The organism is Paracoccus sp. MC1862 (genome assembly GCF_016617715.1).
Taxonomy (GTDB): Bacteria; Pseudomonadota; Alphaproteobacteria; order Rhodobacterales; family Rhodobacteraceae; genus Paracoccus.
This window is the reverse complement of sequence record NZ_CP067226.1, coordinates 59,325-77,929: the sequence shown is the minus strand read 5'-3', so window position 1 is coordinate 77,929 and position 18,605 is coordinate 59,325. Positions and strand designations below refer to the sequence as shown.

Sequence of the window (18,605 nt, the reverse complement as noted above, 5' to 3'; positions counted from 1 at the left end):
ATGACCATCCCTACCTTCGCTTTAGCACCCCGCCAGCTCTCATTTGAAAGCTTCTGTCCCGTCAAGGAGGCAGTAGAAGCTATGGCCGAGGCTGGCGTTGAAATGCGTGGTGCTGTCTTCACGCGCCGCGAGGTGGTGGACTTCATCCTGGATCTCGCCGGCTACACGGCCGACCAGGACCTCACGCGGCTGCGACTCCTGGAGCCCTCGTTCGGGCATGGCGACTTCCTTCTTCCGGTGATCGACCGGCTCCTGGCGTCCTGGGTTGCCCAAGGCCGGCCGGAGCCCGTGCCGGCTCTCGCGCGCGCTATCCAAGGTGTCGAGCTGCACCGGGCTTCCTGGAGCCATGCCCGCGAACTCGTGACCGCGCGGCTGCGCCAGGAAGGCATCTCGGCGGCCGATGCCGAAACCCTCACTCGCACCTGGCTCGTGCAGGGTGACTTCCTGCTGACCGAGCTGGACGGCGCCTTCGACGTGGTGATCGGCAATCCCCCCTACGTGCGTCAGGAGCTGATCGCGGACGCGCTCATGGCCGAGTACCGGGCGCGCTACGGCACCATCTACGACCGTGCCGACATCTACGTGCCCTTCATCGAGCGCTCGCTGAGCCTTCTGTCCCCTGGCGGACGCTGCGGCTTCATCTGCTCGGACCGATGGATTAAAAACCGCTACGGCGGTCCCTTGCGCGCCTTTGTAGCCAATGGTTTCCACCTGCGCACCTATGTGGACATGGTGAACACGCCCGCCTTCCACACAGACGTGGTGGCCTATCCGGCCATCACGATCATTGCCCGCGAAGCGCCCGGTCCCACCCGCATCGCGCACCGTCCCGAGATCGACCGGGAGAGCCTCGGGGACCTCGCGGCCGAGCTGACGGGCGCCGCCCCCGATCCTGCGCGTGGGGTGCGCGAGATCGCCCGCGTCACCGCCGGCGCGGAGCCTTGGATCCTGGACGACTCCGACCAGCTCGCGCTTGTCCGCCGGCTGGAGGCCAGCTTTCCGACCCTTGAGGAGGCCGGCTGCAAGGTCGGGATCGGCGTGGCGACCGGGGCCGACAACGCCTTCATCGGCCGCCATGACGAGCTGGACGTGGAAGAGGATCGCAAGCTCCCCCTTGTGATGACCCGCGACATTCAGGGCGGCACCGTCGAATGGCAGGGTCTTGGCGTCATCAACCCGTTCGAGGATGACGGCCGGCTGGTGGATCTCGCCCGCTATCCGCGGCTCAGGCGCTACCTTGAGGCTCGGCGTGAGCCGATCGCCCGCCGGCATGTCGCGCAGAAGACGCCGGCCAACTGGTACCGCACGATCGACCGCATCACGCCCTCAATCGCCTGGACGCCCAAGCTCCTGATCCCGGACATCAAGGGCGAGGCGCATGTCGTCTATGAGGACGGTCGGCTCTACCCGCACCACAACCTCTATTACATCACCTCCGACAGCTGGGACGTGCGCGCCCTTCAGGCCGTGCTCCTGTCGGGCATCGCGCGCCTCTTCGTCGCCGCTTACTCGACCAGGATGCGGGGTGGATACCTGCGGTTTCAGGCCCAGTATCTGCGGCGCATCCGCCTGCCGCTGTGGAGCGACGTGCCGGAGGGCCTGAGGGCTGAGCTGAAGGTTGCGGGGGAACGGGGAGACCCGGAGGCCTGCAACCGGGCGGTCTTTGCTCTCTATGGGCTCTCGGACGCCGAACAGGCCGCCCTCGGGGGCACCAAAACCTAGCATGGCTCTCGATCTCGCGGATTACGAGCGCAAGGCGCGTGAAGCTGTCATGGCCTTCTGGGGCAACCGGGCCAAGGCGCTCCAGGCCAAGATCGAGGCCGGGACCCTGGACACCGGCGAGCGCGGCGCGGTCACGGCCGGCACCACCATGGATGGTTTCACGGCCCTGCTGATCGACCTCGTCAAGGCAAACGGGCTCGGTCACGCCGACATCCACCAGAAGCGCCATGTCCTCACCTTGCCCGGCTATTTCCGGCCGACCAAGCTCTGGGACGTCCTTGTCATCCACCAGGGCCGGCTCATCGCTGCCCTGGAGATGAAGAGCCAAGTCGGGCCCTCGTTCGGGAACAATGCCAACAACCGTGCCGAAGAAGCAATCGGCAGCGCCCATGATTTCTGGACCGCCTACCGCGAGGGTGCGTTCGGGGCGGACACCCCGCGCCCCTTTCTCGGCTGGCTCATGATGGTGGAGGATGCGCCCGCTTCACGCAGTCCCGCCAAGCGGGAAACCTCGCTGCATTACCCGATCTTCCCGGAGTTCCGTGGCGCGTCCTACCTCCAGCGCTACGACCTGCTGTGCCAGAAGCTCGTGCGGGAGAACCTGTACACGGCTGCCTGTACCCTCGCCTCACCGCGCGAGGCGAAAGACAGCGGAGCCTATGCGGACATGTCGGAGCTGACGAGCCTGCGATCCTTCGTCAGTGCCTTTGCCGGGCACATTGCGGCCGCGGCCGCGCGCGCTGTGTGATGGGTCGTCTCGCTGATCAGGAGACGATTTCCGAGGAGTTCCTCTCCTGTCATAGTGACACGGGCCGAAATGCGTTTCCATCGTCCTGGCTTGGCGAGATGTGAGATCAGCCTCGGAGAAGCAGAAAAAGCCGGGTCCAGAGGCCAGGAGATCGGCGCTGCTCCTGCCGAGTGACGTAAGCGCGAGATCGTTGCCCTATGCGGCGATGCTTGACGGCTGGTTGATGCGCCAAGGCATGAGGTCCTCGATGGCGCTTTTTGGGTGACCGTCGAGGATGGCGCGAAGGGTGTCGGCGATGTAGTCGACCGGGTTCACGCCGGACATCTTGCAGGTTGCGACCAGCGAGGCGAGCATGGCCCAGTTCTCTGCACCGACCTCATTGCCGGCAAATAGCGCGTTTTTTCTCGTAAGTGCGATCGGGCGGATCTGGTTCTCGACCGGGTTGGTGTCGAGTTCGAGTGTGCCGTCGTCGAGGAAGCGGATCAGGCCGGGCCAGTGCGCGAGGGCGTAGCGGATGTCCTCGGCCATTTGGGATTTCTGCGGGATGCGCGGCAGCTGCATCTCCAGCCAAGGTTTGAGCGCGGCGATGATGGGGGCCGCATGTTCGCGCCTTGCAGCGAGACGCGCAGCCGCATCCTTGCCGCGCACGGTCTTCTCGACCTGATAGAGCAGCGCGATCTGGCGCAACATCTCCTCGGCGATGGGCGAGCGGTCGCTCTCGAAGCGTTTCACGAAGCGGCGGCGGACATGGGTCCAGCAGTAGACCAGCCGCCAGGGACCATTGTCGCGCGCGATCTCGGTCATCGCGTTGTAGGCCTGGTAGGCATCGCATTGCAGGAACCGGCCCCGATACCCGGCGAGGAAGTTCAGCGGATGCTCCTTGCCCCGACCGGGGGCGTAATGGAACAGCACGATGGGCGGACCGACACCGCCATGGCCGCGATCATCGGACACCACGGCCCAGAAATAGCCGCTCTTCGTGGTTTTGCGCCCCGGATCCAGCACCGGCGCGCGGGTCTCGTCGACGAAGATGCGATCGGCCCGGCGCAGATGGGCCTGCATGTGCCGGATGATCGGCAGCAGGTGGAAGCAGGCACGGCCAACCCAGTTGCCGAGCGTCCCGCGGTCAAGATCGATGCCCTGCCGCTTGAAGATCCCGGCTTGGCGATAGAACGGCAGATGGTCGCCGAACTTCGAGACCATGATCCAGGCGATGAGCTGCTCCGTGGGCAACCCGCCGGGCACGACATGCTCGGGGGCATGGGCTTGCGCCATGCCCTGCGAGCAGCGCCGGCAGGCGTATTTCGGGCGCCGCGTCACCAGCACCCGGAACCGGGCCGGGATGACGTCCAGTCGCTCGGACACGTCCTCGCCGATCCGGGCCATCTCGCCGCAGCCGCAGGGGCACAGGATGCTGGCAGGCTCGACCACCCGCTCGACCCGCGGCAGATGCGGCGGCAGATGCCCCCGGTTGCGCCGGGGCTTGCGGGGCGCATGCGTGCCCTTGGCAGCCCTCAGGGCGGCCTCCGCCTTTTCCTGTGCCGCCTCGAGCACGCCCTGGGCCAGTTCGGCATCTTCCAGCGGCAGGTTGAACTGGTCGGGCGACAGCTTCTCGGAGCTTTTGCCGAACTTCTCGCGTTGCGCCGTGCGCACGATGTCTTCCAGCCGGCGATTGGCCTCCTGCACCTCGGTGAGCACCGCCTCAACCTCGGCAAGGCGAGCCTTCAGCAGGGCGTTTTCGCGGGCGAGAGCGGCAGCATCCATGGGGTGAAGTGAATCATGGAGCGCGGTATATGACCAGTAAAAACAGGGCTTTCCCGCACCATCACGCTCACCCTGCTGCCAGCGGACGACGCGCCCGCTCCGGCCGGACCAGTCGCCAGTCCAGCCCCTCGAACAAGGCGGCGAGTTGCGCGGAGGACATCCGCATCACCCCGTCCCGCACCTGCGGCCAGACGAATTTCCCGCCCTCCAGCCGCTTGTGAACCAGCACCATCCCGGTCTGATCCCAGGCCAGCAGCTTGATCCGGTCGGCGCGTTTCGATCGGAACACAAAGATCGCCCCGCAGAACGGGTCGAGCCCGAACATCTCCTGCACCGCCAGCGCCAGGCCATCGATCCCCTTGCGGAAGTCCACCGGCCGCATCGCCACGAAGACCTTCACGGGTCCGCCCTGGCCGAGCATCATGACATTGCCGCCCGAGCCGCGCGGATCGCCCGCGTCAGCTGGCCCTCATTGGCGTCAGCACCGGCGCGGATCACGACATCGCCGACGACGATCTCCAACTCGGACGCGGCCTCGGCCTGCGGCACAACCGCCGCGCCGCCCTCGACCACCAGTTCCGCAAACATCGGCAGGCCCGCCATGCTCTCGGGCACCACCAACTGTCCCGTCCGCAGCTTCTTGCGCCAATTGTAGATCTGCCAACGCGTGGTGCCGTGCCTGCGGGCGAGTTCCGCCACCCGCATACCCGAGATCAGGCTTTCAGCCGCAATCCGCGCCCGCTCCGCCTCGGTGCGCTGCCGCCGTCCGCTTGGCCCCTCGATCACATCCAGTCGGGAAACCAAGCCACCGGATGAGCCGTCCAAACAGACGCCCAATTTGCCGTCTCTTGCCAAATCGGTCTCCTCCACCACCCGCATACGCGGAGAATGGCCGGTTCAGATCAGCAATGGCAGGAGGGCGTCGGCCTCGCGCTTACCGAGTGACGCATCGGGGGCAGAGGCCGCGCTGGATTTCATCCAGCCCGATACTTGATCCGCACGAGACGCAATGATCGTAGTTCTTCAACTGCTCTTCCGTGATTTGTTCGCACCCAGGAGTCCGGCCAAACTCGTCTCCTGGACCGACTGGCTGATGGATGTGCTTTGCACCGGCGGAATGGCTCAGCACTCCCCGGCAGTCCCTGGTTCACTCGCAGGCCACACCGTCCCCGTCGCGGTCCAGATCATACACGTCAGGCCCGACGACCCGAACCGGGCCAGTGACATAGGCAGGTCCGTTGCCTGAGCCGCCGGCGCAGTCGGCATCGCTTGCGATAGGGACGCAAGCGCCCTCGTAGCTCGGATGGCATTCGTCTTGTGCCGCCACCTCGGTCAGCGTGGCCCCATAAAGGGCCACAAGCAGAACAGCCTTGTTCGGACGCATCTTCTTGGACCTGGCCTCTCATCTGTCCTGGTATCGGGGCAGCCGACCTCCATCCACCCGCACTGCCCTGGCAAGGTCAAGCCTCTGGCGCAGGGAGCCGCAATAGCGCATCGCCTGCAGCTCAGGATGGAGCAGACCGTGAAGCCAAGACGACACAATCCGGGGCGGCGATCGAGGCGTCAGGGGCGAGGTCATGGCTTCTTGAGGAACGTGCTCCGGCGCGCCGCCGTCCTGTTTCTCCTTCTGCTCTTGGGCGTCGCAGCTTTGGCGCTCCTGCGACGGGAGGGGCTGCCGGGGTCAGCCGAGGAGGTAGTGTTCCGTGTTGAGCGCTGGCTTGAACAGACTCTCGACGACTTCGGGATCAGGCTCCCCGGCTGGCGGGCACCTGAGGGTCCTGCAAAGGCGCTGCCGCCGACGGCCAATGATCAGGTCGCCGCGGTTCAGGCTCTCTCACTGCTTGATCGGATCACCACGGAACCCGAACGACGCGCGGGCTATGTGCGTGACGACTGGCCGCACTGGCTGGATCTTGATGGCGACTGCCGGAGTGCCCGCCATGAGGTGCTGGCCAGCGAGAGCTTGAAGGCGGTCAAGTGGGGCGCGAGCGGCTGTTCGGTGCAGAGTGGAGCGTGGCGGGACGCGTATACAGGGCAGATCCGGCGCAACCCGCGCGACCTGGACATCGACCATCTTGTGCCCTTGGCCGAGGCGCACCGGTCGGGAGGGCATGCCTGGAGCCAAGGACGGCGCGCGGCCTTTGCCAACGATCTGGAGGACAATCGGACCTTGATCGCGGTGGGCGCCGCGACCAACCGCGCCAAGGGCGACAAGGGACCGGAGGAGTGGCTGCCGCCCCTGCCCGCATCGCGCTGCCGCTATGTCGCTGACTGGGTTGCCGTGAAGGCCCGCTGGTCCCTCGGCATGGACGAGCGCGAGCGGGTAATGGTAGGGAACATCCTGCGCAATTGTATAGAGCGCTGATCTGCTGGTCTCGCGCACGGCGGACCGGCAAGTCCTCACTTCAAACCCTGCCGGTCCGCCGTGCGCGAGTACAGCAGCGCCCGTTCAAGCGCGGCCACGACGAGAAGTGCCGCAAACCCGTAGGCCGCCACGCCCAGGATCGTCATTGAGCCCGCGAGAAAGAGCCCGGCGCCAAGCAGCACCAGACCTATGACGTGGCTGATCGGCCAGCGGCGGCTCGTGGCGTTCTTGAACAGGAAGTTCCCCAGCAGAAACAGCGCCGGGCCGCCGAGCAGCGCCAAGGCTGCGGGCCAGTCTGCCGGGTCGCCCGGATGGGCGAGCAGGAACTTGTCGCCCACGGCCGCCACCACGATCCCGGCGACGATGGGCATGTGGACATAGGTGTAGGCAAAGCGGGCGAGACGACCGGAGTCGTGTGCCTCCTCGAAGGCCCGGGTGCCGCGCTTGGCGCCGGTGTCGAAGTAGATCCACCACATCGCCAGCGACCCCATCACAGCCACGCCGAAGGCGGCCCAGACCGCCGCGTTCCACTCGGCCTCGCCGAGTCGCCCCCCGGTGACGAGGAGCGACTCGCCCAGGGCGATGATGATGAACAGGGCGCAGCGCTCGGCCAGGTGCTCGCCCTCGATGTCCCATTCGTGGGTCGAGGACCGGCCCAGGCCCGGCAGCCTGAACCCTATCCACGGCACGAGCAGGTCGGTGGCCGCCGCGAGCAACCACAGAACCACGCGTGCGTCGGCAACCGCAAGGGCCCCGGCGATCCACAACACGCCGGACAGCGCAAACCAGATGCCGACGCGAAGGAAATGGCGCGCTTCGCCGTGCTCCTCATGCGTACGGAGCGCCCAGACCATGAACAGGGATCGCGCGACCTGGATGCCGACATAAGCGGTGGCGAAGGCCATCGCCCGTTCTTCGAAGGCCACAGGAATGCCCGTGGAGAACACAAGCCCCGCGCCCAGAAGCACGAAGATCACGAGGCGCACGAGCGCGCGGTCAGGATCGAGGCGGTTCGTCGCCCAAGCGGTGTTGATCCACAGCCACCATACGGCCACGAACATGACGCTTACGCGGACGATCCCCTCGGGGGTGATGTTGTCCGCAAGATAGGCGGCAAGCTGCGTGATGCCGAAGACGAAGACGAGATCGAAGAATAGTTCGACGAAGCTCACCCGGGCCGCGTCCTCGTCCTCCCGGTCGCGCAAGTAGCCGTGCGGGCGGGCGGCCAGCTGCGCGGCCTCGTCGTCCGGCAGCTCGACGTCCGGGGTGGCTGCGCGGGTGTTCGTCACGACGCCGTTCCGTGTCATCCCCGGAAACACGATAGCGACCAGAATGGTTGCGCAGGCATCTGCAGGTAAGCTTGCAAGGACTCGACCTCTCAACCGGAAAGGTGTCGCAGCAGTCCTGCGACAGGAGGACAGCGCCAAAGTGACTGAGGCGCCGTCCATCGAACGTCCATCATCGGTTGCGCTATCCGCTCAAACCTGCAAATGCCCAGATTTCCACCGTTTTCTGGACATTCAGTAGAAACGCCCTTGGGTGGCCTGACACCCAAGGGATGGTGGTGGTCAGCACAAAGGACGGAGAGCGGTTGTTCGCCGCACTTTGTACAAATGCCTGTGCAAACCTTTCTCCCGTTCGACACACGTGCTCAGTCCTCGCTGCGCGTAAAGAAAACTTACGGCGCAAGAATTTCGGCGGCCATATCTTCTAGGAGCTTTACGTTCCTAAAGTCATAAGCTGGATTTGAGAGCTTACGTCGTTCATAAGCTTTCACGGTCGCCTTCACTGCATTTTTGGCCAGCCAAGCAGCTTTTTTTTCTTCTCCAACTTTCGATGCCATTCGAAAAGCTATGTGGGCAATAAATTTTTCTCCATGTGTCAATACAGTAGAAGTCGTTGAGCCTCGGGTTGTTCCGCTCTTGGAAATCTCTTGCTGGCATGCGCTATATAGCTGCCAAGCGGATAAAACCTCTTCGCCAGTAATGTTTTCAGGAAAGATCTCCTGGTATGCAGAGGACGCAGTATCCTGCCAAAGTCCTGAAACATAGCGTTTAGCTTGGGCAGTGAGGCTAACGCTCCGCTTGCACGCCAGAGCAACTGCCGCGTCCTTGACTTCGATGGTTTCCAGCCCTTGGTTCCGCACTCCTCCTCGCTTGACGTTGTAATTGTACCCACGAGAAACAAGCTCGTTTCGGATTAATTCTTGCCTTGGATCAAGTGAAACAAAATCAAGCGAGGACAGGGAGTTCTGAGAATTATTTGCACGCGTTACGCTTTCATCAAAGCCAGCGGGGGCATCGGATAGTGAAATAAGCCTAAACGTAACTTTTAAATCAGATAAATCGGTCTTTTCAAATTTTGCCCGTGCGAGCATTCCCGCAGTTTGCGCTCCGTTTACGATGCTAAGATCAGAAGCCTCAAAGGATTTGCGTTCCGCCACGTTTGGCGGCGCCTTAATGCTAGAGCAGATAGCTGTAATTCCGTTATTAAAGTAAAAGAAAGAGGTCGGGTTTGACTTAGAAGTCTCAAGTATGCCTTCATTTATTTCGCTCGACTGTAGGGTTAGCCGAACATTTTGATCGAAGAGACGATCGCCATGGGCTTCGACCATTGCAGATATTTGTTCACCGCTGACAATTCCTAGCAAACATTCTTGTGGCTTCTTTATGCGGCAAACCTCATCAAATACGATAGTGGCCGTTACACTTGCATCACGATTGAAAAGCCTTGCTGGGGAGTATACATCCTTCAATCCAAGATATTTATAGGAGAAAACTTCATCGAAATCGTTTATCTCCTCACAGTATTCTTTCAAAATCTCTTCTACGGATGCACTCAAGTCGGCATCTGAGCTGCATGCAACCAAAAGCTGCACTCTTGTATTAATATCGTCTAGCGCTAACTGGATTTCCGAATTCAATCCGATGATTTTTTTGTTGGCGCCCTTCAGATCGCTGGCCAATAGCTTCCTAACGCCCTGAGTAAACTTATGGGCCTCACCTTCACTGAATCCCTTGGCATTTGTTCGTAGTTTTGTTTGTACGAAGTAGAGAACTCGCGTGGCTTTATTGTAGTAGATGCCGTCAAGTCCCAAATCTCCAGAACCATCTACCACAAAGTTAGGTAGCTCTAGAAAGGATGCGCCGCACTTAGTTGTAAGGACAAGGCCGGTAAAGCAACGTGCGCGCCGAATGTCGGCAGATATTCCTTCCGCCGAAAATAATGCGCCAAAATCTGCCTCAATCTTCGAGGTAAATCTCCGCTGTTCAAGTGTAGCAACCATTAGGGCCTAATCCTTTGAAGCACGCTGTGTTACATCCACTCTGTCCGCTTCTGCGCCCGACTTCAACGGCGCAATCTTCTGCCGCTTGGGGGTGATGCTTCGAGCGCCCCTCTTTTAGGGGGACGCTCCTAAAGGTAGCATTGAATGTAGATGTGAGACGTTATGTTCGTCGCTTCAAGCTGCGTCCGGTTATCCACTGAACCAGCCACGGATGTCCGGTGAGGGACGGAACTCTACATTGGGCTTCACGTCGCCGGTCCGATCCTCACGATATTGGTGCCCAGCAAACGCTCGTATTCTGGACACCTCGACGGAGGCAGGGCCAGACCCCATCCTTGTACCTCTTTTCTGTCCAAAAACCGTGTCAGGAAATCAGTTGTCCGACATACCCGTCTGAACTACTATCCTGACATGCTGATCGGCTACGCCCGCGTGTCAACGGACGACCAGAACCTGGACCTGCAGCGAGACGCCCTGCAGCGCGCCGGCTGCGAGCGCATCTTCGAAGAAAAGGAGTCGGGTCGCGCCGGCACGAAGCGTCCGGCCTTGGAGGCCGCGCTCGCGTTCCTGAGGCCCGAAGACCAGCTCGTGGTCTGGAAGGTGGACCGGCTGGGGCGCAGCTTGCGCGAGATGCTGGACACGGCCCACAAGCTGCAAGGGCAGGGGGTGAGGCTCCGATCCCTGACCGAGGCCGTGGACACCGAAACCCCGACGGGGCGGCTGATGTTCAACTTCCTGGGCACCATCGCCGAGTACTTCCTCGATCTCAACCGCGAGCGGACAATCGAGGGGCTGAAGGCCGCGGCTGCTCGGGGCCGCAAGGGCGGACGACGCCGCAAGCTTTCCGAGGAGGACCTTGCGATGGCACGGGCCCTCCTCAAGGACACCAACATTCCAGTGGCGCAAATCGCCAAGCGGCTGAACGTGAGCCGGGCCACCTTCTACGCCTACTTCCCCCGAGCAAGGGCGCGGAGCCTGTCGTGAGCGAAGAACAGTTCGACCTTTTGGAGGGACTGGCCGCGCATCCGTCGGGTTCCGCCGAAGTACAAGCTTCCGACGATGCTCCTGCTGGGCCTGTCCGGCTCACCCGCATCGACCCCGCCTGCAATATGCAACGCTTCTACAGCCTGGAACTTGTCACCAGCCTTTTTGGCGAGCATGGGGTGGTGCGCCACTGGGGGCGGATCGGAACCGCAGGTCGCAGCCGTACAGACTGGTACGAGGAGCCCGGTGAGGCGGAGAGCGCCTTCCAGACTCTGCTGCAGTTGAAGCGCAAGCGGGGTTATGCGTCCTGAAGCCCTGACCTTGTTCCGGCGATCTCTCCTGTGTATATACTATGATGTACTCACAGGAGGCGGTCATGCCCCATATTGCCAAGGTGTTCCGCTCGGGCAACTCCCAGGCTGTCCGGCTGCCGAAGGACTTCCGCCTTGAGGCCAGCGAGGTCGAGATCTCGCGGGAGGGCGATGCCCTGATCCTGCGCCCGAAACTGGCGACAGACAGGCCTTGGGCGTCGCTGCACGCAGCAGTCGAGCGAGGCTTCAGCGAGGATTTCCTGACCAGCGGCCGGGAACAGCCCGCCGAACAGCAGCGTCCCGACCTTGACCAGCTCTTTTCATGATCCGACGCCTTCTCGACACCAACGTTGTGATTGCACTTGTCGGGCGACGCTCCGCCGAACTGTTCAGGCGGGTTGAAGCCTCCGAGCCGGGCTCGCTCGCCATTTCCTCCATCGTGGCGCATGAACTCTGGTACGGCGCCTATCGCAGTCAGAAGGTCGCGTTCAACCTGGAAACCCTGCGGCTTCTCTTCGCCGACCTGGCTATCGTCGATCTCGACCCTGAGGACGCGCGAGCCGCAGGGGAGATCCGGGCAGAGCTTGCGCGGCAGGGCACGCCCATCGGGCCCTATGATGTGCTGATCGCCGGACAGGCCAAGGCGCGAAGCCTGACTCTGGTGACGAACAACACCGGCGAATTCTCTCGCGTCGCCGGGCTGAGCCTCGAAGACTGGACCGCTGCATGATCTCCAAGTTCTGTTGAAAAAGGCCGGTCGAAGCGGGGTTCGGGGCTCGGGCCAGGGGCTTTGACGGGCCTTGGAGGGGTGGGGTTGCCCGCAGCCCCGCCGCTGGCGGGTCAGGCTGCCGTTCCAAGGCTTCCGGCTCGGTCAGGCTGGGGCTGGAGCACTCGTCGGGGGCGGCGCAGCCAGGCTGCGAGTGGAGCCGTCGCAGGTTTTGAGCAGTGACGGCCAAGAGGAACTCGTCGCCCGCTAGCAACTGTGTCTATGCGCAGGGCTGATGCTGCCATGGCGTGCCGCTTTTCAGGACTGCATTCGCGATGGTGATGAACTGGCCCCCGTTTCGACCGGACACTCAGGCATGACCATGGAGGCTTAGGCATATGCCTGAGCACGTGCTTATGTCTGAGATCGAGATCATCACCGACGGCGGTCGCCGTCGCCGCTGGAGCGCGGCCGAGAAGCTCCGCATTGTCGAGGAGACGCTGGACGAAAGAGCCAGCATCTCGGTGGTGGCCCGCCGCAATGGCGTTGCGCCGAACCTGCTCTATCGTTGGCGTCGCCTGATGCTCGAAGGAGGGAGTGTCGCTGTGGCCGAGGATGATGACGTCACCAGCAACAGGGTCGTCCGGCAGTTGGAGGACCGTATCCGGGAGCTTGAACGCCAGCTTGGCCGCAAGACCCTGGAGGCCGAGATCCTGCGCGAGGCCCTGGACAAGGCACGCTCAAAAAAACCGACCTTGCTGGCGCGGTCGCCGCTCAGGGACGATTTCCAGTGAAGGTCGTGGCCGACACCCTGGATGTGGCCCGTTCCAACCTGGTCGACCGGCTGCAAGGCAGGACGAAGCCGCGTCGGCGCTATCACAAGGCGCAGGACGCGGCGGTGGTGCCGAAGATCACGGCGCTGGTTGCGGCGCGGCCGACCTATGGCTACCGGCGGATCACCGCGATCCTGAACCGGCAGCTTCGATCGGAGGGGCTGGCACCAGCCAATCACAAGCGGATCTACCGGATCATGAAGGCTCACAAGCTGCTGCTGGCGCGGAAGTATTCCGAGCGGCCCGAACATGTTCACGACGGCAAGGTCATCGTGATGCGCTCGAACCTGCGCTGGTGCTCGGACGGGTTCGAGTTCACCTGCTGGAACGGCGACATCCTCCGCGGCGCCTTCATCATCGACGCCCACGACCGTGAGGTCATCGCCTGGCGCGCCGTCGTGAATGCCGGGATCAGCGGGTCCGACATCCGTGACATCATGCTCGAAGCCGTCGAACGCCGCTTCGGCACATACCGCGCGCCCTCGGTGATTGAGATGCTGTCCGACAACGGCTCCCCTTACATCGCCAGGGACACGCAGGTATTCGCCCGCCAGCTCGGGCTGAAACCCTGCTTCACCCCAATCCAGAGCCCGCAAAGCAACGGCATCTCGGAGGCTTTCGTAAAGACGCTGAAGCGCGACTACGTCCAGGTGACGCCGCTGCCCGATGCCCAGACCGTCCTCGGATTGATCGGAGGCTGGATCGAGGACTACAACAACAACCACCCGCACTCAGGGTTGAAGATGCGCTCGCCACGCGAGTTCATCGCAGCTCAAACCGCAACCGCCTGAGTGTCCGGCGAAACGGGGGCAAGACCAGGTGACCAGCCGCCGGGCGATCGCGATGATGACCAGCTTGTGCGGCTTGCCCTTTTCCTTGAGGCGTTTGGCGGCGGACTTCAGAAGCGGGTTGTGGCATGCGGCCGCGAGTGCGGCCTGGAACAGCACGTGCCGCAAGGCGCGCCGCCCTCCCGCGATCATGCGGCGGCCACGCATTGCGCCGCTGTCATGGGGCACGGGGGCTAGGCCGGTCATCGAGGCCGCCTCGCCTGCCGTCATGCGACCGAGTTCCGGCATCTCGGCCAGCAGCATGGCCGCGGAAACCGGTCCGATTCCGGGAATGGGGCGGAGCAGATCCGCCTTGGCCGCAAGATCCTTCTCCTGCGCGAGGATGCCGGCGATCCGCAGCTCAAGCTCACGGATCTGGGCCTCGAGCATGGTCCTGAGATCGGCGTCCATGGCCTCCAGGTCTGCGGCGATACCCTGTCTTGCTCGTGCGCCGATCTGGGCCCTGCGTGTCGTCAAGGCTCTGAGAACCCGCAGCTTCTCGCCTGGCAGGCTTCGCCCGGCCTCGGGGCGGAAGGCCATGAACCGGGCAATGAGCTCGGCATCGATCGGGTCGGTTTTTGCACGCTTCCCTCTGGAAAAAGCGAAAGCCTTGATCTGGGCCGGGGACGACTGCACGGCGTCTTTCCCGGCCGTGACAAGCCGCGTCCAGAGTGCCCATTCCTGACCACCGCTGTTCGGGAAATCGACTCACTGGATCGATTTCCGATTCTCACAGCCCTCGAAGCCGATCCTTGAAGGCGCGGGCAGATCCTGGATGATCTCGGCCAAGTGCGTATGGCCTTCCGGCGAGTTCGGGAGCCTGAACCGGCGGCCACACGGCAGACAGAAGCCATCGAGCCAGTCGCGGGAGACAGCCATCCCGACCAGCGTCGCCGCTGCTGTCATCTCGCTCTCTCTTCCTTATGCTTCGCGGTCCCGGGGGAACGGGCCGCCGTCAACTGTTCGAGACGGTGAAGAGAGGCGAGATCAGCCCGCTAGAGAGCGTGGTCATGCCACAAGGTGTTTGGCGCTGTATCCCACCCCATCACCGGTCCTGGCCGGGACCGGTGATGGGGCATCTATAGCAGGGTCGAGACACACAAGGTGTTTGATCCCACGATTTGATGCCGCTCTCCGCAGGACCTGTCACGTAATCGTCAGGATCGGCTCCTAAGCCGTCCGCACGCGGAGCCCCGCATGATGCCACGGAGTGCGCCCGCAGGCGCTCACGCAGGAGACAGCGATGACGAACCAGACCCCCTTCCGCACCACACAGCTTGAGGACGCCGACGGCCCGGGCACCAACCCGACCGCGAACCGCACCATGGGCGAGATCATCGCCGCCCGCTTTTCCCGGCGCGGGTTCCTGAAGGGCTCGCTGGCGACGGCAGCAATCGCCGCCACCGTCAGCCCGATGGCGATGATGGCTGCGTCGGAAGCGAAGGCGCAGAGCGCGTCGGCCTTCGCCTTCCCCGAGGTCGAGGCTGGTGTAGACGCGAACCACCACGTGGCCGAGGGCTACAATGCCGACGTCCTGCTGCGCTGGGGCGACAGGCTGTTCGCCGATGCGCCGGAATTCGACCCCAAGGCCCAGACGGCCGAGGCGCAGCGCCGGCAGTTTGGCTACAACAACGACTTCGTGGGCTTCGTGCCGCTGGAAGGCAGCACCGACCATGGCCTGCTCTGCGTCAACCACGAGTACACCAACGAACACCTGATGTTCCCCGGCATCGTCACGGTGAAGGAGGGCGAGATCACCGTCTCCGAGGCGGACGAGGCGCGCGTCGACATCGACATGGCTGCCCATGGAGGCACCATCGTCGAGATCCGCAGGAACGACGCCGGCAAGTGGGAGGTTGTCCTGGACGGCGCGATGAACCGCCGCATCACCGCCGAGACGCCGATGGAGATCCGCGGCCCAGCAGCCGGCCATGCCCGCATGCAGACGCCGGACGATCCGACCGGCACCAAGGTCCTCGGCACCATCAACAACTGCGCCGGCGGCATCACGCCCTGGGGCACCTACATCATGGCCGAGGAGAACATCCACGGCTATTTCCTGGGCGAACTGCCCGAAGGCCACCGCGAGGCCGCCAACTACGAGCGCCTGGGCATCCCCGAGGCCACCTATGCCTGGGGCAGGTTCCACGACCGCTTCGACGTCTCGAAGCAGCCGAGCGAGCCCAACCGCTTCGGCTGGATCGTCGAGGTCGATGTGATGGACCCGAACTCGGTGCCGAAGAAGCGCACCGCTCTGGGCCGCTTCAAGCACGAGGGCGCCGAGAGCGTCGTGGCCGAGGATGGCCGCGTAGTCTTCTACCTGGGCGACGACGAGCGTTTCGACTACGTCTACAAGTTCGTGACCGCGGGCCAATACAACCCCGACGACCGCGCCGCCAACATGGACCTGCTGGACGAGGGCACGCTCTATGTCGCGCGCTTTACCGAAGACGGCTCGATGGAATGGCTGCCGCTGGTCCACGGCCAGGGCCCGCTGACGGCCGCGAACGGTTTCGAGTCCCAGGCCGACGTGCTGATCGAGACCCGCCGCGCCGCCGACCTGCTGGAAGCGACGCCGATGGACCGTCCCGAGGACATCCAGCCGAACCCCGCCAATGGCCGCGCTTATGTGATGCTGACCAACAACACGAAGCGCGAGGAGCCGAACGCCGCCAACCCGCGCGTGAAGAACGCCTTCGGCCATATCATCGAGATCATCGAGGAGGGGCAGGACTTCACCGCCACCACTGGCCGGTGGGAGGTCCTGCTACAGTGCGGCGACCCCTCGATCGCCGAGGTCGGTGCGACGTTCTCGACCGAAACAACCGAGAACGGGTGGTTCGGCATGCCCGACAACGCCGCGATCGACGCTCAGGGCCGCCTGTGGGTCTCGACCGACGGGAACTCGCCCTCCGACACCGGTCGCACGGACGGGCTGTGGGCCGTGGACACCGAAGGCGACGCCCGCGGCACCTCGCGGCTGTTCTACCGCGTCCCGGTCGGGGCCGAGCTTTGCGGGCCTTGCCCGACCGAGGACATGACGACTTTCTTCGTCGCGGTCCAGCATCCGGGCGACGGCGGCGAGGACTGGAAGGGCCACGGGCGCCCATCCTACTACGAGGATCTCTCGACCCGCTGGCCCGACTTCGACGACGCGATGCCGGTTCGTCCGGCCGTCGTCGCAATCACCCGCCGAGGCGGCGGCCGCATCGGCGACGCATGACGCCGGAGACAGAGGGCGTAGCCGGGATTTGCCCGGCTTCGCCATCCAGCGCGTGCCGCCGCGGTGCCCCTGCCGGCGCCGGTTCCAAACGGTCAGGAGCCGACTCCATCAGGGCGTGCGATAGAGACGCTCAAGAGATCACGGACCTGCCGCTGCCGCTCAGCGGCGGGTTGGCCCCGATCTCACCAGTCAGACCGCGCCGGCATAGCGACAGGAAGCGGACATTCGATGCCCAGGATGTCACCGTCCGATCGGCTGGGCGACACGGAGGAGTCATGCGGAAAGCAACCCGCCTTCGAACCACTTCCCGAACACATGCGATGTCATCAGCCTTTCGCGGACCCGTGAAAGGTTCATCATGCGCCTCGCCTGACAGCCGCCGGTCCACCTCATGACGGAGCATCCGATGTCCCTTTCCCTTCTTCGCAGCGTCGCGCTGGTCGCACTGGCTCCGGCCATGGCGGCGGCACAGGCCGCGCCCGCCCCAGCGGCCGCCGGGGCGGCCGCCTATGACTTCGCGGGCGCGACCCGGCCGGCCGTCACCTACGGGCCCCGTCCCTTCTACCTGATCGACAAGCTTCCAGCGGGCGCGCTGAAGGACAAGCTGATGTCCTGCGTGGGCCAGACGCCCACGGTGTCCGAGTTCTCGATCGGCCACCGGGGGGCGCCACTGCAGTTTCCCGAACACACGGTGGAATCCAACCTCGCCGCCGCCGTGATGGGTGCGGGCGTGCTGGAATGCGACGTGGCCTTCACCGGCGACAAGCAGTTGGTCTGCCGTCACGCGCAGAACGATCTGCACACCACGACGAACATCCTCGCGACGCCCTTGGCCGACAAATGCACCGTGCCCTTCACCCCCGCCGCGAACGGCCAACCGGCCAATGCAGAGTGCCGCACCTCGGACATCACCTTGGCCGAGTTCCGCACGCTGAAGCCCAAGATGGATTCGTCGGACCCAACCGCCACCACCGTTGAGGACTACATGGGCGGCAACGCCACCTGGCGCACCGACCTCTACACGAACGGTGCGCATCTGATGACGCATGCCGAGTCGATTCAGCTGTTCAAGGCACTCGGTGCGAAGTTCACGCCTGAACTGAAGGCGGCGGTGGAAGAGATGCCCTTCGAGGGCTATGGCAACGACGACTACGCGCAGGCCATCGTCGATGAATACAAGGCCGCCGGCATCCCGCCCGAGGACGTGATCCTGCAAAGCTTCGAGATCGGGCACATCGATTACTGGTTGGCCAACGAGCCGGAGTTCGCCGCGACTGCCGCCTATCTGGTGGATCCCGATCTGGTCGAGGGCTTCGATAACCAGAACCCCGAGACCTGGGGCATGTATGCGCCGCAGCCGCTGGCCGACAAGGGCATCAGGACAATCGCACCCGCATTGACGATGATGATCGTGCCGGGCCCGAACGGCGACATGGTCGCCTCCGAGTTCGCCAAGGCGGTCAAGGCCGCCGGCATGGACCTGATCGGCTGGTCGCTGGAACGGTCCGGCCCGATCACCCCGGAGAACGGCGGCGGTTGGTATTACGGCTCGGTCGCCTCGGTGGCGCAGGACGACGGCGCGATCTACGAGATGGTGGACACGCTGGCGCAGGAAGTGGGCGTCAAGGGCATCTTCTCGGACTGGCCGGCGACCGTGACCTATTACGCGAACTGTATGGGGCTGTGAGGCTCTTTGGGGGGCGGCACCGGCCGCCCTTCCTTTCCGCTCAGACAGACAGGGCGCGTCGGTGCCTCGACGCGCTGGACGCCGGGTGATGCGGACCTTCTTTGTCGCTGAGATGTTGATTTCCACTCGGAACTGACCCGGGTTTTCCA

18 protein-coding genes and 1 pseudogene are annotated in these 18,605 nt (G+C 63.8%); 10 read left to right on the top strand and 9 right to left on the bottom strand.

Features of this window, described 5'->3' with window-relative positions:
* The first annotated feature begins 81 nt into the window (after positions 1-81).
* A complete protein-coding gene (locus tag JGR78_RS16710) occupies positions 82-1,722 on the top strand; it encodes an Eco57I restriction-modification methylase domain-containing protein (protein ID WP_234450976.1) in 1,641 nt (546 codons plus the stop codon).
* 1 nt (position 1,723) lies between these two features.
* On the top strand, positions 1,724-2,470 hold the full coding sequence (locus JGR78_RS16705) for a PaeR7I family type II restriction endonuclease (protein ID WP_182806105.1): 747 nt from the start codon (positions 1,724-1,726) through the stop codon (positions 2,468-2,470).
* A 195-nt stretch (positions 2,471-2,665) separates the two neighbouring features.
* Here JGR78_RS16705 and JGR78_RS16700 read toward each other — a convergent pair whose 3' ends face one another.
* The 4 genes from JGR78_RS16700 to JGR78_RS16685 form a co-directional block, all read right to left on the bottom strand.
* Entirely contained in the window at positions 2,666-4,234 is a 1,569-nt protein-coding gene (locus JGR78_RS16700; protein ID WP_182806247.1) for an IS66 family transposase, read from the bottom strand.
* Between the two features lie 67 nt (positions 4,235-4,301).
* The gene (gene tnpB / locus JGR78_RS16695; RefSeq protein WP_200559292.1) at positions 4,302-4,658 is read right to left on the bottom strand and encodes an IS66 family insertion sequence element accessory protein TnpB; all 357 of its coding nucleotides are present in this window, start codon (positions 4,656-4,658) and stop codon (positions 4,302-4,304) included.
* Positions 4,655-5,038, bottom strand: coding sequence for a transposase (locus JGR78_RS16690; protein ID WP_200559294.1), 384 nt, complete (start codon positions 5,036-5,038; stop codon positions 4,655-4,657). The genes tnpB and JGR78_RS16690 overlap by 4 nt, the downstream gene beginning before the upstream one ends.
* Before the next feature lie 343 nt (positions 5,039-5,381).
* The gene (locus JGR78_RS16685) at positions 5,382-5,618 is read right to left on the bottom strand and encodes an excalibur calcium-binding domain-containing protein (RefSeq protein WP_234450975.1); all 237 of its coding nucleotides are present in this window, start codon (positions 5,616-5,618) and stop codon (positions 5,382-5,384) included.
* 201 nt (positions 5,619-5,819) lie between these two features.
* On the opposite strand from JGR78_RS16685, the gene JGR78_RS16680 reads away from it, so the two are divergent.
* Positions 5,820-6,599: an HNH endonuclease gene (locus JGR78_RS16680; RefSeq protein WP_200559530.1), complete on the top strand. Its 780-nt coding sequence runs from the start codon at positions 5,820-5,822 to the stop codon at positions 6,597-6,599.
* 35 nt (positions 6,600-6,634) lie between these two features.
* On the opposite strand, the gene JGR78_RS16675 is transcribed toward JGR78_RS16680, so the two are convergent.
* Together JGR78_RS16675 and JGR78_RS16670 are read right to left on the bottom strand one after the other, a co-directional pair.
* Positions 6,635-7,888 carry a low temperature requirement protein A gene (locus tag JGR78_RS16675; protein WP_220495434.1) on the bottom strand — a complete coding sequence of 418 codons (1,254 nt, stop codon included), beginning with the start codon at positions 7,886-7,888 and terminating at the stop codon, positions 6,635-6,637.
* Between the two features lie 389 nt (positions 7,889-8,277).
* Positions 8,278-9,885: an AIPR family protein gene (locus JGR78_RS16670; RefSeq protein WP_182806134.1), complete on the bottom strand. Its 1,608-nt coding sequence runs from the start codon at positions 9,883-9,885 to the stop codon at positions 8,278-8,280.
* 411 nt (positions 9,886-10,296) lie between these two features.
* On the opposite strand from JGR78_RS16670, the gene JGR78_RS16665 reads away from it, so the two are divergent.
* The 5 genes from JGR78_RS16665 (at position 10,297) to JGR78_RS16645 (ending at position 13,510) form a co-directional block, all read left to right on the top strand.
* The gene (locus tag JGR78_RS16665; RefSeq protein ID WP_200559529.1) at positions 10,297-10,869 is read left to right on the top strand and encodes a recombinase family protein; all 573 of its coding nucleotides are present in this window, start codon (positions 10,297-10,299) and stop codon (positions 10,867-10,869) included.
* Positions 10,866-11,180, top strand: a complete 315-nt coding sequence (locus tag JGR78_RS18295) for a WGR domain-containing protein (protein WP_234450974.1) — start codon at positions 10,866-10,868, stop codon at positions 11,178-11,180. The genes JGR78_RS16665 and JGR78_RS18295 overlap by 4 nt, the downstream gene beginning before the upstream one ends.
* Positions 11,181-11,245: 65 nt before the next feature.
* On the top strand, positions 11,246-11,506 hold the full coding sequence (locus JGR78_RS16655) for an antitoxin (protein ID WP_182806073.1): 261 nt from the start codon (positions 11,246-11,248) through the stop codon (positions 11,504-11,506).
* Positions 11,503-11,910, top strand: coding sequence for a type II toxin-antitoxin system VapC family toxin (locus JGR78_RS16650; protein ID WP_182806289.1), 408 nt, complete (start codon positions 11,503-11,505; stop codon positions 11,908-11,910). The genes JGR78_RS16655 and JGR78_RS16650 overlap by 4 nt, the downstream gene beginning before the upstream one ends.
* A gap of 374 nt (positions 11,911-12,284) precedes the next feature.
* A protein-coding gene (locus tag JGR78_RS16645) for an IS3 family transposase (protein WP_182806273.1) occupies positions 12,285-13,510 on the top strand; the annotation gives its coding sequence in 2 pieces (ribosomal slippage) (positions 12,285-12,627 and positions 12,627-13,510; 1,227 coding nt in all).
* Here JGR78_RS16645 and JGR78_RS16640 read toward each other — a convergent pair.
* The 3 genes and pseudogenes from JGR78_RS16640 to JGR78_RS18290 form a co-directional block, all read right to left on the bottom strand.
* Positions 13,451-14,023, bottom strand: coding sequence for a transposase (locus JGR78_RS16640; RefSeq protein WP_371816678.1), 573 nt, complete (start codon positions 14,021-14,023; stop codon positions 13,451-13,453). The two genes, JGR78_RS16645 and JGR78_RS16640, sit on opposite strands and share 60 nt — an antisense overlap.
* Positions 14,009-14,218 (bottom strand): annotated as a pseudogene (locus JGR78_RS18470) (transposase); the annotation flags it as partial. The gene JGR78_RS16640 and the pseudogene JGR78_RS18470, both read right to left, overlap by 15 nt.
* Positions 14,219-14,254: 36 nt before the next feature.
* Entirely contained in the window at positions 14,255-14,452 is a 198-nt protein-coding gene (locus JGR78_RS18290) for a hypothetical protein (RefSeq protein WP_220495437.1), read from the bottom strand.
* Between the two features lie 337 nt (positions 14,453-14,789).
* On the opposite strand from JGR78_RS18290, the gene JGR78_RS16635 reads away from it, so the two are divergent.
* Both JGR78_RS16635 and JGR78_RS16630 read left to right on the top strand, forming a co-directional pair.
* On the top strand, positions 14,790-16,769 hold the full coding sequence (locus JGR78_RS16635) for a PhoX family phosphatase (RefSeq protein ID WP_182806162.1): 1,980 nt from the start codon (positions 14,790-14,792) through the stop codon (positions 16,767-16,769).
* Positions 16,770-17,175: 406 nt separating this feature from the next.
* Positions 17,176-18,456 (top strand): glycerophosphodiester phosphodiesterase family protein, encoded by a 1,281-nt coding sequence (locus JGR78_RS16630; protein ID WP_182806160.1) that lies wholly within the window; start codon positions 17,176-17,178, stop codon positions 18,454-18,456.
* Positions 18,457-18,605: the final 149 nt, after the last annotated feature.